Origin of the sequence: Oceanospirillum maris DSM 6286 (genome assembly GCF_000422865.1) — a bacterium.
Taxonomy (GTDB): domain Bacteria; phylum Pseudomonadota; class Gammaproteobacteria; order Pseudomonadales; family Halomonadaceae; genus Oceanospirillum; species Oceanospirillum maris.
This window is the reverse complement of sequence record NZ_AUGW01000008.1, coordinates 39,016-55,249: the sequence shown is the minus strand read 5'-3', so window position 1 is coordinate 55,249 and position 16,234 is coordinate 39,016. Positions and strand designations below refer to the sequence as shown.

At 47.4% G+C, this 16,234-nt stretch carries 13 protein-coding genes; 4 read left to right on the top strand and 9 right to left on the bottom strand.

Annotated elements, in window-relative coordinates:
• Positions 1-2 precede the first annotated feature (2 nt).
• From G517_RS0103140 to G517_RS0103130, 3 genes are all read right to left on the bottom strand, one after another.
• A complete protein-coding gene (locus G517_RS0103140) occupies positions 3-1,580 on the bottom strand; it encodes a type I restriction-modification system subunit M (RefSeq protein WP_036590241.1) in 1,578 nt (525 codons plus the stop codon).
• Positions 1,581-2,210, bottom strand: coding sequence for a restriction endonuclease subunit S (locus G517_RS0103135; protein ID WP_245543183.1), 630 nt, complete (start codon positions 2,208-2,210; stop codon positions 1,581-1,583). It lies immediately after the preceding gene.
• 301 nt (positions 2,211-2,511) lie between these two features.
• Positions 2,512-3,579, bottom strand: coding sequence for an arginine N-succinyltransferase (locus G517_RS0103130; RefSeq protein WP_028303191.1), 1,068 nt, complete (start codon positions 3,577-3,579; stop codon positions 2,512-2,514).
• A gap of 349 nt (positions 3,580-3,928) precedes the next feature.
• Here G517_RS0103130 and G517_RS0103125 point away from each other — a divergent pair, with 349 nt between their 5' ends.
• From G517_RS0103125 to G517_RS0103115, 3 genes are all read left to right on the top strand, one after another.
• Positions 3,929-4,405, top strand: coding sequence for an Lrp/AsnC family transcriptional regulator (locus G517_RS0103125; protein ID WP_028303190.1), 477 nt, complete (start codon positions 3,929-3,931; stop codon positions 4,403-4,405).
• Positions 4,406-4,677: 272 nt separating this feature from the next.
• Positions 4,678-7,338 (top strand): EAL domain-containing protein, encoded by a 2,661-nt coding sequence (locus G517_RS0103120; protein ID WP_028303189.1) that lies wholly within the window; start codon positions 4,678-4,680, stop codon positions 7,336-7,338.
• A gap of 71 nt (positions 7,339-7,409) precedes the next feature.
• Complete coding sequence (locus G517_RS0103115) at positions 7,410-7,757, top strand: FKBP-type peptidyl-prolyl cis-trans isomerase (protein WP_028303188.1); 348 nt, start codon at positions 7,410-7,412, stop codon at positions 7,755-7,757.
• A gap of 111 nt (positions 7,758-7,868) precedes the next feature.
• On the opposite strand, the gene astB is transcribed toward G517_RS0103115, so the two are convergent.
• From astB to G517_RS0103090, 5 genes are all read right to left on the bottom strand, one after another.
• Complete coding sequence (astB, locus tag G517_RS0103110) at positions 7,869-9,224, bottom strand: N-succinylarginine dihydrolase (RefSeq protein ID WP_028303187.1); 1,356 nt, start codon at positions 9,222-9,224, stop codon at positions 7,869-7,871.
• A 24-nt stretch (positions 9,225-9,248) separates the two neighbouring features.
• Positions 9,249-10,727 (bottom strand): succinylglutamate-semialdehyde dehydrogenase, encoded by a 1,479-nt coding sequence (gene astD / locus G517_RS0103105; protein WP_028303186.1) that lies wholly within the window; start codon positions 10,725-10,727, stop codon positions 9,249-9,251.
• Position 10,728: 1 nt separating this feature from the next.
• Positions 10,729-11,799: an arginine N-succinyltransferase gene (gene astA / locus G517_RS0103100; RefSeq protein ID WP_028303185.1), complete on the bottom strand. Its 1,071-nt coding sequence runs from the start codon at positions 11,797-11,799 to the stop codon at positions 10,729-10,731.
• Positions 11,800-11,873: 74 nt separating this feature from the next.
• Positions 11,874-12,938 carry an arginine N-succinyltransferase gene (locus G517_RS0103095; protein WP_028303184.1) on the bottom strand — a complete coding sequence of 355 codons (1,065 nt, stop codon included), beginning with the start codon at positions 12,936-12,938 and terminating at the stop codon, positions 11,874-11,876.
• A complete protein-coding gene (locus G517_RS0103090) occupies positions 12,938-14,179 on the bottom strand; it encodes a hydrolase (protein ID WP_028303183.1) in 1,242 nt (413 codons plus the stop codon). The genes G517_RS0103095 and G517_RS0103090 overlap by 1 nt, the downstream gene beginning before the upstream one ends.
• 166 nt (positions 14,180-14,345) lie before the next feature.
• Between G517_RS0103090 and G517_RS0103085 the strand changes: the two genes are divergently transcribed.
• Entirely contained in the window at positions 14,346-15,983 is a 1,638-nt protein-coding gene (locus tag G517_RS0103085) for a DUF262 domain-containing protein (protein WP_028303182.1), read from the top strand.
• Here G517_RS0103085 and G517_RS21340 read toward each other — a convergent pair.
• Entirely contained in the window at positions 15,980-16,177 is a 198-nt protein-coding gene (locus G517_RS21340) for a hypothetical protein (RefSeq protein ID WP_425413768.1), read from the bottom strand. The genes G517_RS0103085 and G517_RS21340 overlap by 4 nt on opposite strands.
• Between the last annotated feature and the right edge of the window lie 57 nt (positions 16,178-16,234).

Here is a 16,234-nt window from a genome sequence, read left to right as displayed (position 1 = left end):
GCCTATGCTCCTTGTTTTTCAGCTGCCGAATAGCCTAGTTCGGCTAGGTACTTATCCATCTCACCTTCCAGTTCATTCAGCTGTGCTTTCAGCTTCTCACGCTCGGCGCGCACGGCCATCAGGTCGATCTCTTCCTCTTCCTCGAAGGTATCCACGTAACGGGGGATATTCAGGTTGTAGTCGTTCTCTTTGATCTCATCAAGAGTGGCTACATAAGCGTACTTACCGACGTTTTCACAGTTGCGGAAGGTGTCCACAATTTTGCTGATATTGGCTTCGGTCAGTAGGTTCTGGTTTTTGCTGGCTTTAAACTCGCGGGAGGCATCAATAAACAAGACATTCTGTGTGGCTCTTTCCTTTTTAAAAATCAGAATCGCGGCGGGAATACCGGTGCCGTAGAAGAGTTTTTCCGGTAAGCCGATCACGGCATCCAGCAGGTTTTCTTCAATCAGTTGTTTGCGGATTTTACCTTCGCTGGAACCACGGAACAAAACGCCGTGTGGCACGACGACCCCCATACGGCCCCCGGGTTTACCTTGAGAAGCAGGTTTGAGCGTTTCGATCATATGCAGGATAAAGGCGTAGTCGCCCTTGGTTTTAGGCGGCACGCCACGGCGGAAGCGGCTGAACTTGTCGTTGGCAGCTTCATCATGGCCCCATTTATCCAGCGAAAATGGCGGGTTGGCGGTGACAAGATCAAACAGCTTGAGGTTACCGTTCTGATCCAGCAGCTTAGGGTTGCGGATGGTATCGCCCCATTCGATTTTATGATTGTCCTCGCCGTGCAGGAACATATTCATTTTTGCCAGCGACCAAGTGGAGCCAATCGCTTCCTGGCCGTACAGGGCGTAGTTTTTACTGTCGTGATTTTTGCGGATTTTGCTGGCGCACTTCATTAACAACGAGGCCGACCCACAGGCTGGGTCGCAAATGCTGTCGCCCGGTTGTGGGTCTAACAGCTCGGCAATCAGGTCAGACACTTCCGGCGGGGTATAGAACTCACCGGCTTTCTGACCGCCGCTAGCGGCAAAGTTTTTAATCAGGTATTCGTAGGCGCTGCCGATCACGTCCAGCGTGCCAACGCGGCTGGGTTTCAGATTCAGGTCATCTTTGGCAAAGTCTTCCAGCAAGTGACGCAGAATGGTGTTTTTCTGCTTCTCTTCGCCCAGCCGATCGGTATTGAAGGAGATATCCTGAAACACGCTTTTACCAGCATCCTTTAGCTTGGTGCCGTTGGCTTCTTCAATGGCATGCAGCGCCTGATCGATGCGCTCACCGTTACCCGGCTCGTGACGCTTTTCGTAAAGGCTGTAAAAGCTGGCAGAAGATGGCAGAACAAAGCGCTCGTTCTTCATCATCTCTTCGATCAGCTCCGGCTCGTCACCGTATTCCGCTTTGTAACCATCGTAGTGATCCTGCCAAACGTCTGAAATGTACTTCAGAAACAGCATGGTCAGGATAAAGTCTTTGTAGGTATCGGCGCTGATAGTACCTCGGAAGGTGTCGCAGGCGTTCCAGAGGGCTTTGTTCACTTGCTCTTGGCTGATGGCTCGGTCTTGATTGATCTTATCGGTACTCATTTATTTTGATTCCTTAAGCAATTGCTGAAACATGCCTTGCATTTGGGTTTCACGATTTTTTAGCAGGGCCTGTGTCAGCGCCTGTTCCTGCTCCCACAGTTGATTGATATGCAGGATTTTCTGTTGCGTTTCCAGACTGGGAATATCCAGTGTTAACTCTTTTGCCATTTTAGCGGTCAGCATCACAATACTGCTGCCTTGGCTACCGGCACCTTCTGCCAGCCAGTATTGCATGGCGGGTTGATTCAGAGACCAGCAGAGAAATTCAGGCAATACAGCGTTATTGGGTGTAATAACTAGAAACTGGCCGCTGACGGCAATGGGTAACGCATCATCATGCTTTCTGGCGATACATGATGCCCGAAAATACCCACCTTTAGACCCTCTGGCTGGTAAAATAACGGAACCCGCGCCGACAAAGACTTTATCTTTCCCTTCCCACTGAATTCTGGGCAACTGCTCGGCACACAAAACAGCGGTATTTGTCGCCTCCCACGCACGGCGGGCATCTTTAATTTGAGCGATATGTGCATTACCGCCGTCTGTCAGCTCCGTCACCTTGCCACGAAAGGTGTAGCCGGTACGGATCGTTGCGATCTCAGCTAATGTTCTTTGATTAGTGATAGGCACCACTACTTTCTCCTGTATCAATCAGGTGCAGCATAGAAAAATATTGCAGTAGAGAGCTAATAGCTTTTAGATAATAGCCGAGAAACCTTTTCTTCTTCAATTCTTTTTTTACAGTACAGTTTCTATGAAATTTTTATATTGTTGACTAAAAATATGGTAAGGCAGGGCTATCTAGAGAATGAATCTAGCGGGTAAGGTACTGCTATCACCTAACCTCCGCTAAAGAAGAAAGGTGTTAATCGCAAGTAGATGGCGTTAATCACAAGTAGACGGTATTAACTGCCGGTATAAAAGCGACATTCTATGCCGCGCAGGCAGCAGCGGATGCTTTTGGCTGAAACGGCATAAAACGTACTTGTGCAGAGCTGAAGTCATGATCCGTATCCAGTAACAGGGCATCTGCGGCTTGCTGTTGGATTAGCAGAACACCCTCGGCAGAAAGTCGGGCTGGGGCTAAAACCACGCGATAGTGTTCCGCTTCACCGTTGCTGAGCATAAAGAGTGCATCACCATCTTTAACATGGGCGCTGATACGCACATTGCCGGTGACGCTTTCCCGTACGGTGTGAATCTCATCCCGAGCACACTGCACCGATGGCCCGCCATCAAATAGATCCACGTAGCCGGTAAACTGGAAACCCTCTTTTTTCAGCATATGTAACGCTGGCGCTGAGGAGTCGTTTGGCTTGCCGATTACGTCCCGAGCTTCTTGCGGTAGCAAGTTGATATAGATCGGATATTTGGGCATCAGATCAGAGATAAACTGGGTGCCTTTAAGAGCCACGGTGTGAACCGCTTCTTGAAAATCAATACCGAAAAACTGCCGCCCAAGATTTTCCCATAGGGGCGAATCACCGGCCTCATCTTGCCAGCCACGCAGTTCAGCCATAACGGTATCGCTAAAGCGTTCAGGGAAATCAGCCATCGCCAGAAAGCGAGCACGGGATAAAAACTGCCCCATACCCGGCTTACGATATTCTGGGGAAACAAACAGAGAACCCACTTCGGTTGCGCCGGTGTAATCATTCACCATGCTGAGCACACGGGACTGACGGGTCACAGAGAGGTCACTGCAACTGCTGACCAATGTCGATATTTTATAAGAGTAGAAAGGGCGATCTAAACCAATGCCGGTGTACACAGCCGTTGAGCCGATGACACGACCTGAAGCAGGATCTTCCAGCACCATAAAGTAAGTGCTCATCGGATCGTTTTTACCTTGCGCTGAAAACGCACGCTCGGTGGCTGTAATCTTGTTCAACCAAGCTTCACGGTCTGCTGGCATAGAGGTCATTCCCCGTCCCACGGCTTGAGACAGTGCCATTAGATCATCAAGATCTGCCAATTGGCATGGACGAATAATCAACATAAGCCTTCCTACCCTAAATAATGGATTAAGCCAGTCATCAATTTTGCTAAAAAAAGCAGCTGTTTAGCACTTTAAAAGTGGCTATTTAATGGCTTAAGTTTAGTGTCGAAATTGCAAAATAGGCTGTTTGATTTCAGTCAAAAAATGCAGATATTGCAGAAAAACATCCAACCTACCAAATAAAATTCGGTGACAACAAAAAAACTTGCACCGACCCCATCACAGCCGCAAACTAGCGTCTAAGCTGCAAAAACTGCGACAAAGCTGACTCTATTAAGGAAGTTCAAATCTGATTAGAGTTAAAAAGAGGGTCGCCCATCATAAAAACAAGCCTAAAAGAACCGATAACATGCAACTGGACAATATTAGCCAAAAGATTCTTTCGACTCTGCAAAGCGAAGCCCGTATCACCAATCAAGATCTTGCTGACCGCGTGGGTTTGTCTCCTAGCTCTTGTCTTAATCGGGTACGAAAACTGGAAAGTGCTCAGCTGATTGGGCCTTATTTAGGCACGCTGAATTTGCCGAAGATCTGCCGTAGTGTAGAGGTTATTGTCACGGTAAGTTTAAAAGACCAAAGCACTGAGGCTTTTCGTACCTTTCAAACCGCAGCCCAAGGCCATCCAGAAGTGGTCGAATGCTATACCGTTAGTGGTAGTTTTGACTTTTTTCTACGTATTGTCGCACCAGATATGGCCCGCTATAACGCGATAAATGATCAACTTTTAGATATACTACCCGGCATGGTGAATATCAGTAGCCATGTGGTGCTCACCACCGTAAAGCCGTTTCGCGGCTATCCTCTTGATACCTTAATTGAGGAATAGAGTACCTATAAAAACAACCAAGAAAGAATCCGAAAAATAGCCAAAAAAATAGACACGGAGGTTCTATTGCGATGTCCCATCAAGCAATAATCTATTCAAGTCAAGCTGTAACCCATTCAACTCAAACGATAAATTTGGCCATTCAAAATATGACGACTTATACCGTCGTATAAATTGATTTACATCAAAAGAATGCTAAGTGCGCCAGATCGACAATTGTTGCAAACCCCGTAAACTTAGCCGGATTCACCCGTCTGTTACAGGTAACATCCTTGAAGATTCATTCGTTTGACATTTCTAAGCAATATCAAAACACTCTTATTTGGATTACATCCTTATTTGCGATCTCATTTTTGCTGATTATTACTCTTGTCTGGGCCGCTGCAAAAACGATTGACGCTGAAGATATAAAGTACACCCAAGAATCGATTCAAAACACCGTTGAACGTGCTCAAATCCAGCTACTGAGTCAAGTCAAAAAATATGCGATTCAAAATGAGGCCTATACCCAATGGGTATCTCTTCCACAACCTAACCCGGGATGGATTGCCAGCAATTTTAGCAACCACCTGTACAGCGGGCTATCGGTCGGATGGGTTATTGTCAGAGATGATCAACAGCATCTGATTTTTAGCAGCTACGAAGGAAAAGCCAATAGTCTGCCACCTAATTTCTCAGATATAGAAAAAGCCGTATTATCCATTCCAGCGTTATCTACTCGATTACGGGTTATCAATGATGAACTTTGGGCCTTCGCATCTCACCCTATTATGCGGGAAAATTCATCAAGCTTAGTGCAAGATCAACGCCATTCTTTTATCTTTGCCCAGCGGTTGGCTCCTTTGCTGTCAGAGCGTATTAGAGCGCACACTAAAATCGAGGATTTTTATCTATGGCAAGAACCCATTGCCGTGCTGCACTCCTATCCCATTCTTGATCATAGAGGCATAACCCAAGCTCATCTATCATGGGAGCCAGCAAATCCTGGCACCAAACTGTTACTGCAGCTATTACCCTGGGTATTTCTTATGCTGCTGTTCTTGGGCGGTGCAACTATATGGCTAATCAGGCGCATATCCTCCCAAGGCAAGCAAAGCCTTCAAGAGATGGAGGAGTTTGCAGAGACCCGTAAAGCGTTATCGGATCAGCAAAATAGCATTCAGAAATTGCGCCAACGCTTTCAAGAACAGCCAGACCAACACGCATTTTTAGAGGAACTTATTGTTGAGGGCCAGCAGCTAATTCACTCGGAAATAACCTCTATTTGGCTGATCGATGAAGATGAAAAGTACGCTATCTGTGAAGCCAGTAACTCATCCATGAACGGTGAACAACTGCCGGTAAGCGTGATCGAATACTGCCTTTCCCAATTACAAGAAAAACCCGTTATCACCTTCAATTTAACATTAGAGCTTACCCAGCAATCGCCTAATAATGCTAAAGCTATTCTCGATTTTTTTGCCGACTACCATGTGCAATCGGTTGCCATGGCCGCTATTTATCTGGGTGGAACCCTTAGGGGTGTTTTAACCTTTGGCAGCCTGCATTATAAAAGCTGGAGCGATGCTGAAAAAAGCGCCTGTTCGGCACTTGCCGGTGTTATTGCCCAATATGCCGAGGCTTTTCAGCGGCGTACAGTTGAGGAAGATTTTTATCAAAAAACCTGCTTTGATGATGTCACCGGTCTTCCCAGAATTGCGTATATCCACAAGCACTTTTCTTCACAGTTAAAAAGCAGTTATGGCTATATGGCTATTTTTCGCGTTCAAGGGCTGCACATTATTAATGAACTACATGGCCTTAAAGCGGGAAATGAAGCTTTCCAACAGCTCGCTGAATTTATGCTTAAATTAGTGTCCAGCCAAAATAAAGGCGCAATCCTAGTGCGCTTACCAGCCAATAGATTAGCGTTATTTTCGGAAGATAGTCGAGAAAACACCCTGCAGTTTATTAGCCACCTGATTTATACCGTCAATGATAAATCATGGCTGGTTAACCGTAAAAACTACAGCTTGCAGCTACAGGTTGGCTTGGCTTGCTACCCAGAAGACGGCTCCGATATTGAAACCCTACAGCACAGAGCCAGACTGGCACTACAGCATGTGCGCCGTTCAACGTCAGGCATCAACTTTGCCCTTTACTCCTCTGATGTTCACCTTGGCTTAAAAGAGCGCACCAGTGCCATACGGGAACTGAAAACGGCGATTGACAAAAAACAGTTTGAATTATTCTTACAGCCCCAGTTTGACCTGCAAGGTCAGGTCGCTGGAGCAGAAGCACTGATTCGCTGGAACCACCCCGCGAAAGGTTTGCTAACACCGTATCACTTTATTGATCTAGCAGAAGAAACGGAACTTATCTTACCCATTGGCGACTGGGTTCTGCATAAAGCCTGCTCTTTGCTAGAAACCCTGCCTATTTCTCTATCGGTTAATATATCCGTATTACAGCTAAAACAAGATAACTTTGTTGATCAACTTGAAGCCCTGATGAAGCGCTATCATGTTCCACCCCAGAAGTTAATTTTAGAAGTTGTTGAGTCTCTATTAATCGAGCAAGAGATCAAAAACAAGCTAGTTAAGATTCGTGCTTTAGGTGTACAGCTTTCATTGGATGATTTTGGTACCGGCTACTCATCCTTAAGCTACCTCCACGATCTCAAATTTGATGAACTTAAAGTGGATCGTAGCTTTATTCAAACATTGGATACTCAAGACGATGCCCCGCTAGTGCGTACCATTATTGCAATGGCCCATACACTTAATATGCGCGTGGTGGTTGAAGGGGTTGAAACAGAAAAGCAGCTTGAATTTGTGCGCCAGCAAGAAGCCGAATTGACTCAAGGTTTCCTCCTTGCAAGACCAGAACCGTGGGATCATTTTATCGCCCGTATGAGTATTCCCATACTGTCGTTAAGCTCTAAAAAAACCTAAACCCCAAAAAGGCTCTAATCCTTGTAGGCCATTACACAACTAGCCCTTAATAAGAACAAGATGAGAACAAAATGTCCCAAGATAAACAGCTAATTATTGAAGACCTTACCGAAGGCACCGGTACCGAAGTGAAAAAAGGCGGAGCCTTGGTGACGACTCACTATCGCGGCTGGCTGGAAGACGGCACCGAGTTTGATAACTCCTACGACAAAGGCCAACCATTTCAGGTAGTGCTGAGCCGTAAGAAAGTAATCGCCGCTTGGGTAGAAGGCTTAAAAGGTATGAAAGTCGGCGGAAAACGCAAACTACAGGTACCTGCCGAGATGGGTTATGGCGAACGGGGCTTTGGTGATAAGATTCCACCTAACAGCCATCTGATTTTTGAGATTGAACTGCTGGAAGCGCTGAATCGGGAGTAAGTCCCTCTGCACAAAAAGCCCCGACCTTTTCAGGTCGGGGCAAGAAAGCTCGCAAAAAAGCTGCGCACAAGAGGCTTAAAATGAATCTTCGCAGGGAAGATCAGGGGTCGATCAAGCCCGCTGGAACGGGTACACAGATCCCAGCTTCAGGATCTGAGTCAGCTCATCCAGTGCGGTACGGGATTCGATCAGCAGCTGAGGATCAGCCAGATCGGCGTCCACAATGCGATCACGATAATGACGCTCTACCCAGTTGTTCAGCGTATCAAACAACTCATCACTCATACGGGTGGCCGGGTTGAATGCCGCCAGTTCCGCTTCGTTCATTGCCACACGCAGACGTAAGCAAGCGGGGCCACCGCCGTTGCTCATGCTCTGTTTTAGATCGAATACTTTGAGTTCATCGATCGGGCTACTGCCATTGAGCAGCTCAGACAGATAACTCCAAACCCGTTCGTTGTTCTTACACTCCTCCGGTATCACCAGCAGGGTGCGGCCATCCGGTAGGCTCAAGAGTTGGCTGTTAAACAGATAGCTCTGAACCGCATCTTCTACGGATACACGGTTAGCGGGAACTTCAATAATATTAAAGCGTCCACCCATCGTATCGGTTAGTTGTTGCTTAACCGCCGCCTGATCCAGAAACGCCTGTTCATGGCAAAACAAGGTGTCACGATTACCCACAGCGATCACATCGTTGTGGAAAACCCCCGCATCGATCACATCCGGATGTTGCTGTGCATAAACCACATGACTATCACTCAGACCGTGCAGGCGGACGACGGCCTGAGAGGCTTCCAGCGTATGACGCGCCGGGTATTTTCTGGGTTCTGGACAGTTCTTGGCTTCTGGATAACGACTGTCGAAAGCACTACGACCGAAAACAAAAAACTCAACCCCCTGCTCGCCGTACGCGTGGCAGAAACGGGTATGGTTCGCTGCACCTTCATCACCAAAGTGCTCCACACCCGGCAGCGCCGGATGGTGGGCAAAGTGATTCTGGTCTGCAAAGGTCGCCTGCAAAATACGGCCTGTGGTTTCATGCTCAATCGAGCGATGAAACTTATTGGTCAGGTTAGCCGGTGTAAAGTGCACCTTGCCATCTGCAGTATCAGCACTTGGAGATACCGTAGCGGCGTTGGCCGTCCACATGCTGGATGCGGAACAACAGGCGGCCAGAATACGTGGCGCTTCTTTTGCTGCCTGCGCCAGCACATCGGCATCGGAACCGGTAAAACCCAAACGGCGCAGGGTAAACAAATCAGGACGCTCCTGAGGTGCTAGCACCCCCTGAACCATGCCCATATCGTGCAGGGCTTTCATTTTTTGCAAGCCCTGCAACGCCGCCAGTTTTGGGTTAGATGCATGGGTTCCGTTGCTCTGGGAAGCAACGTTACCGAAAGACAAACCACTGTAGTTATGAGTTGGCCCGACCAGACCATCAAAGTTTGCTTCAAATGCTTTCATCATCCACCTGCTATTGAATACGTTTTATTTGAGGGTCAGGCCTGGAGATAGGTTCTCCGGCAATACCAGATGATCCGCTTCCATCCCCGCTACAGGGTAAGAGCAGTAATCCGCTGCGTAGTATGCACTTGCGCGGTGGTTACCGCTGGCACCGACACCACCAAACGGAGCACTGCTTGCTGCGCCGGTCAGCTGTTTGTTCCAGTTGACGATGCCGGCACGGATACGGTCGTAGAAGTAATTAAAGCGCGCTTCACTATCACTGAATAACCCAGCAGACAGGCCGTATTGGGTGTTGTTGGCCTGACGGATCGCCTCATCAAAATCGCTGAAACGGATCACCTGTAGCAGCGGGCCAAAGTACTCCTCATCAGGTAACGTATCGGCCTCAACCAAGGCAGTCACATCGATCAGACCCGGTGAAAGAAAACCAGTACCCGGCTTCAGCTTTTCAAGCTTAACCAGAGGGCTGGCCCCTAGAGACAACAGATTCTGTTGTGCGGCGACCATACCATCAGCGGCAGTTTCGGAGATCAGGCTGCCCATAAAAGGTGCGTCTTCATCAAACTGACCGCCCACTTTGATCAGGCTAACCGTTTCCTGCAGCTGAGCAATAAACTGATCGCCCCACTCACCAACAGGTACAAACAGGCGACGGGCACAAGTGCAGCGCTGACCACTGGTGATGTACGCAGACTGAATCGTCTCGTGTACCGCAGCTTTCATATCAGCCACTTCGTCGATGATCAGCGGGTTGTTGCCGCCCATCTCCAGTGCCAGAATCTTGCCCGGATGTCCGGCAAACTGCTCATGCAGAATATGACCCGTGCGGGAGCTACCGGTGAAAAACAAACCATCAATACGGTCGTGGCCGGCCAAGGCGATACCGGTATCTTTCTGCCCTTGCAACAGGTTAAGAACCCCCGCTGGCAGACCGGCTTTCTCCCACAGCTGCACCATAAATTCTGCAACATGAGGGGTCAGTTCACTGGGCTTCAGCAGCACGGTATTACCCGCCAACAGTGATGGTACGATATGACCATTCGGCAGATGACCGGGGAAGTTATAAGGGCCAAACACCGCAACCACACCATGAGGCTTATGACGCAGAACCGCACGAGCACCGGCAACGTCACTCACACGGCTGCCGGTACGTTCGTTATAAGCGTTTACCGAGATCGCGATTTTGCCGATCATGGCGCCTACTTCGGTACGGGTTTCCCAGATCGGTTTACCGGTTTCCGTGGCGATAATCGTCGCCATCTCTTCTTTGTTATCACCCAGCAGCTCAGCAAAGCGACGCGCAATCGCTTCACGGTCAGCAAAAGGCGTCATCGCCCACTCGACAGAAGCGTCACGGGCTGCGTTGACCGCCAGCTCAACCTGTGCCGCAGAGGCCTCTTTACCCTGCCAAATCACCTCGCCGGTTGCCGGGTTCAGGGAGGTAAATTCTAAACCTTCACCGACAAGCCATTGGCCATTAATCAGATGTGATGCAGTCATTTCAAAATCTCCTTCCAGAGGCCATAGGTACAATACGTACGGTGGTGCCTTCTGTAATCTGAAGTGCGTCGGCAACCGCTTGTGGCAGGCCGACAATATGGTTTCCAAAACTGTGCGAGCCAAAACTCTGGCTACCTGCTGCATCCACAGCGGTCATGCAGCAGCGAAAATTCGTAAAATCAGTGGTACTAACTAAATAGAGCTCACCCTGCGGCTGGTGTTCGGCTTTCGCATCCAGAATATGGGCTTTTACATAACGGCTCTCCTGCACCGCCCGCACATCATTGGTGCGGGAAACGAGGGTAGGGCCGCCGTCAAAAATATCGATATAGCCGGTATAACGCAGGCCTTCTGCCTCCAACAGCTTACGGGCTGGGGTGGTTGCGTCGTGGGTTTTACCGATCGCTTCCTGAGCATCCTTTGGCAGCAGATTGGTGTAGATGGTGTTCTTCGGCATCAGCTCAGCAATAAACACCTTATCCATAGAAGACAGTGTGTCCGCTTCGGCAAAATCTAGAGAGAAGAAGTGACGACCCAAACCCTCCCAAAATGGAGACACACCCTTGTCGTCGGAATAACCGCGCATCTCAGCAATAAGGTACTCGTTAAAGCGCTGAGGAAATTCAGCCAAAAACATAAAGCGAGACTTAGACAGCAAAGCACCATTTTTACTATGGCGGGCTTCAGGGCTTAAAAATAATGTACACAACTCAGAGTAGCCGGTGTGATCGTTGGAGATGGTCAGGGTATGAATCTGGTTATAGACATTCAGTTCACGGGACGCGTGTACCAGTGTACCAACTCGATAGTTATACCAAGGATCGCTTAAACCAACGGCAGCATCAATGCCGCAAATCCCAACCACTTCACCGGTATCGGTATCTTCCATGACAAACAGGTACAGGGCTTCATCGGGAATAGCACTGGGCTTAAATGCTTCCAGAGCACTTTCAATTTTACCCGTGACCTGCTCATCGTTATCCTGCAAGGAGGTAAAGCCTGCACCAGTTTTGCGAGCAAGTTCTCGCAAGGCATTATGATCATTAGCCTGAATGGGACGAACCACCATCATGGCGGGGTACTCCTCAAAATCTTAGAAAGAAGCTCGATAGAAAGTTCGAGCAAGTTATTATTATTGACCTGACTTTAAAGCCATAACACGCTTGCGTTATCGCCGGATTTTAGCTCTAGCGCTGCAGCTTGATCCGCTGAAATAGTCGGTTTATCCGAGTTCAGCGAGCCTAAAATACAGCGGTAGTTTTGTAGCTGATTGTTGCTAATTAAGGCGAGGGGCTGGTCGTTATTAGCGACAGCAAGATCATTCTTTATATCACCATCCTCTATACCATTACCCTCGATAGAAACAGCAAGAGTATGGCTTTGATTGACGCTGCGTACAGATTCCGTTCGAGCTTCTAATGTGGGGCCTGCATCAAAGATATCCACATAGCGGCGGTACTCAAAGCCCTCATCTTCTAGCAAGCGTTGCACATCGCGCATATCATTACGCGCTTGCCCTAATGCGGCTTGAGCATCAGGGTGCAGCATAGGTACATACACCGGATAGTGGGGCATCAGATCGGCAATAAAGCCTTTGGAATTAATACCGGTGAGATAATTGGCCTTGTTGAAATCCATATTGAAGAAATGACGACCGAGGCACTCCCAGAACGGTGACTGATTTTTCTCATCCGCCACCCCCTGCAGTTCCACAATCAGGCGAGGAGAGAAACGCTCAGGGTGTGCTGCGATAAACAGCATACGGGCACGGGAAAGCAGATGAATCGTCTCTGATTGTCGATGTTCTTTGCCTAAAAGCCGGTCATCCATAAACAAGGTATAAAGGCGAGAAGCTCCCGTGTAATCCTGACAAAGATGCAGCGCCGGTACTCGGTTATGGATCTGTAGCTCACTGGAAGCATGGACCACATCATCAATACGGTAGCTGTAAAACGGCGACGTAATCCCAACCGCCGCCTCAATACCAGAAACCCCCACCACTTCACCGGTTTCCGTATCTTCCAGCGCAAAGTGATAGCTCTCACCCGCCGGACGCTCAACCTCTTTACGCAACGATTGCTGGGTATTGCTGATCAGCTGACTCAGATGATCACGGTTATCCGGCAGCGTGGTCATGCGGCCGCCGGAGATCACTGCAAGGCGTTCAAGCCCTGCCAGATCGTGAAACGCTAAAGGACGCAGTACCAGCATCAACCTTTCTCCTTCTGAACACCCAGCCAGCTCAGATCATCTGAGGTGGCCAGTTTCATTAGCATCAGAGCGCTCAGCTTGGCCCGCTTGGTAAAGCTGGCGACTTTGACATACTCATCAGCGGAGTGAATTTTTCCACCCTGTACCCCCAAAGTGTCGATATTGGGAATACCTGCCGCCGCCAAATTATTTCCATCGCAACAGCCACCCGTTGGCAGCCACTGAATTTGCATACCTAAATCTGCACCACACTCTTTAGCCAGTTGAAACAGCTTTTTATTAGCAGGGGTCAACACCTTAGGCTTACGGGTAAAGCCACCGTGCAGCTCAATAGTGATACCGTCTCGATGGTTGATCTGCTCAAGAATATCCGCTAACTGTTGCTCACACCAAGCCTCATCCTCTGGCTGCTCTAGGCGGATATTAAATTTAGAAACGCACAGATCCGGCACAATATTGACTGCCCCGCCGCCTTCGATAAAACCAGGGTTGATCGTCACGCCATCACGCTGACCGTTCAGGTCATCCAGCATGACGATAAAGTCCGACATAGCACGAATCGCATTACGCCCCAAATGATGTTCACGCCCCGCATGTGCCGCACGGCCACGAATCACAACACTGAAGTTACCGCTGCCTTTACGCTCACCAGCCAAATTGCCATCGGGGAAACTTGGCTCGTAGATCAAACCTAAATTAACGCGCTGTGCCGCTTCGGCAATCAAAGGGGCAGACGCGGCAGAGCCGATCTCTTCATCGGAGTTAAACAGAATCTCCCAACCGATAGACTCAGCAAACGGACTGCGCTCCAAGGCCTGAATTGCCGTCAACATCACCATCAGGCCGCCTTTAAGATCAGCAACACCGGGGCCATTCAGCGTATCGTCATCCAGCCAGGTGATGGTCTGGAAGTGGTGATCAATGGCAAATACGGTATCCATATGGCCGCAGAAAAAAATCTGCAACGGCGCTTCCGGACGCTTACGAATACGGATCGCATCCCCTAGGGGAAACTCTTCAGCAACACCTTGATTGTTTACACTCTGATAAGGCGCAACCTTAATACGCTCAACCTCGCCACCTAAAGGCTCGCAAATACGGATCAGCTCATCGCCCACACGGTTTACACCGGCGGCATTCAGACTGCCTGAGTTGATTTCAGAAAGGGCAATGGTATTGGCCAGCATGGTGTCGTGCTGTGAATCGATCCACTCAAGCCATTGGGTAAAGTCGTTACTCATCTCAAGACATCCTATTTTGCGTTGTCTCCATTATTGTTGAAGCAGGCAAGAGTTTCTGTCCGGGATGCGACCTTTTTTTTAGATTGGGGGCCTAAATCACTCTAGATTTTGCCGAGCTTATGGGTAAAGATATCCTCAGTAATCCATTGAAAATACAGGACGTAATATGTCACTAAAAAGTCACGAATTAGCCTTACACAAACTCTTCAGTAGTGATTACTCTTTTGAAATCCCAGACTATCAACGTCCGTACTCATGGGAAGAAGATCAAGCAAATCAGCTTTTTGACGATCTTTTCGATGCATACAACAGCAAAGAAGATGAGTATTTCTTAGGTAGCATTGTAGTAATTAAGAAAGAAAACATTGCAAAATCAGAAGTTATTGACGGTCAACAACGCCTGACCACATTGACTATTTTACTAGCTGAATTGAGAAACTCTCTATCAGCAGACAGCGAGTTTCAAAGAGGAATTCAGTCATTCATTATGCAGCCTGGCGATCTATTAAGAGACATTCAAGCACAACCCAGGCTTAAAATAAGACAAAGGGACAGCTCGTTTTTTTCTACAGAAGTACAAAACCCATTAGACCTAGATAGGCCTTACAGCCCTCCTGTGAACGATGCTCAAAAACGAATAGATGCAAACAAAAAATTATTCATAAAGCTATTAGATAGCAAGCCTATTGAAGAAAAAAAATATTTCACACAGTTTATAATCAACAAGTGCCATATTGTATTAATATCAAGCGACAACTATGAATCCGCTTATAGAATATTCTCCATCATGAATAGCAGAGGGCTAGATTTAACTCTTGCAGATATCCTTAAATCAGAGCTCATAGGCAATATTGAAAGCCATTATCGTGATGAGTACACTAACCGATGGGAAGAAACTGAAGAGCGTCTAGGAAGGGAAGTATTTAATGATCTTTTCTCTCACTACAGAATGATTGTGAAAAAACAAAAATACGAATCATCAATCATTAAAGAGATCAGAGAGCATATAAGCAGCAAAAAAATAAATCCCATCGAGCTTCTCAGAGATCAAATATTTCCTTATGCAGATATTCTTGACGACATAATAAAAGAAAGATTCGATAACAAAAAAATAAACAACCATATAAAATGGCTAAAAAAATGCAACAACAAAGACTGGATACCGGCTGCCATATTAATAATAAAGAGAATGAATGAAAAAACCGATTCCGAAGAAATAGCAACAAAAAACATGGCAGAACTAGAAAAAATAATGTTCAGTATGTTCTTGACCTCAACCTATGCATCAAAACGAATAAGAGCAATAGGAAAAATAATATATAAAATCGAGTCTGGAGAAGCTATTAATTTTGACCCCACAGAAAAGGAAAGCACATTAAAAGCACTTAAAGAAGATGTCTATAAGTTGCAGCCACGGCTACGAAGACTAGTTATGACAAAAGCTGACTCTCTTCATGGAGATCAAGATAGGAGCTATGACAATATTACAGTCACTATCGAACACATCCTTCCTCAGTCACCAAAACAGAATTCACAGTGGGTTAATGAATTCGATTGGAGTGATGATGAAAGAAACGAATGGGCACATAAAATAGGCAATCTAGCTCTTCTTAGTAGAAAGAAAAACTCCTCAGCAGGAAATAAGGAATTCCGAGATAAACTTGACACATATTTCCGTTCAAACAACCAGGCAACTACATTTCCTATAACACTAGGCCTTTTTGATAAACAAATGTGGACTCCAAACGATGTTAAGGAACGACAAGATCAAATAATCCTTAAATTTGATGAATGGTTGAGTTAACGCTTTGCAATTTTCTTAAGGAGAAGCTTATCTCCTTCAGAGGACTCAATATCGCTCTCTATGCGACCTTCTCGATCTTCATTAATATGCACGACCATATCTTTAAGCATATCCCGTACATGATCATCCGCCAGTGCGTAGAACACATGACGGGAGCAGCGCTCACCGACAACCAGTCTTTCCCCGCGCAGCAAACGTAGGTGGTGGCTGACCAGGGTCTGGGACAGCTTCGATATCCCCCACGGATTTCG

Bases quoted from the DNA above. Each gene is read 5' to 3' on its own strand.
- astB (WP_028303187.1), bottom strand. From the start codon at position 9,224: ATGAAAGCATTTGAAGCAAACTTTGATGGTCTGGTCGGGCCAACTCAT.
- G517_RS0103085 (WP_028303182.1), top strand. From the start codon at position 14,346: ATGTCACTAAAAAGTCACGAATTAGCCTTACACAAACTCTTCAGTAGT.
- G517_RS0103125 (WP_028303190.1), top strand. From the start codon at position 3,929: ATGCAACTGGACAATATTAGCCAAAAGATTCTTTCGACTCTGCAAAGC.
- G517_RS0103090 (WP_028303183.1), bottom strand. From the start codon at position 14,179: ATGAGTAACGACTTTACCCAATGGCTTGAGTGGATCGATTCACAGCAC.
- G517_RS0103095 (WP_028303184.1), bottom strand. From the start codon at position 12,938: ATGCTGGTACTGCGTCCTTTAGCGTTTCACGATCTGGCAGGGCTTGAA.
- astA (WP_028303185.1), bottom strand. From the start codon at position 11,799: ATGATGGTGGTTCGTCCCATTCAGGCTAATGATCATAATGCCTTGCGA.
- G517_RS0103130 (WP_028303191.1), bottom strand. From the start codon at position 3,579: ATGTTGATTATTCGTCCATGCCAATTGGCAGATCTTGATGATCTAATG.
- G517_RS0103140 (WP_036590241.1), bottom strand. From the start codon at position 1,580: ATGAGTACCGATAAGATCAATCAAGACCGAGCCATCAGCCAAGAGCAA.
- astD (WP_028303186.1), bottom strand. From the start codon at position 10,727: ATGACTGCATCACATCTGATTAATGGCCAATGGCTTGTCGGTGAAGGT.
- G517_RS0103115 (WP_028303188.1), top strand. From the start codon at position 7,410: ATGTCCCAAGATAAACAGCTAATTATTGAAGACCTTACCGAAGGCACC.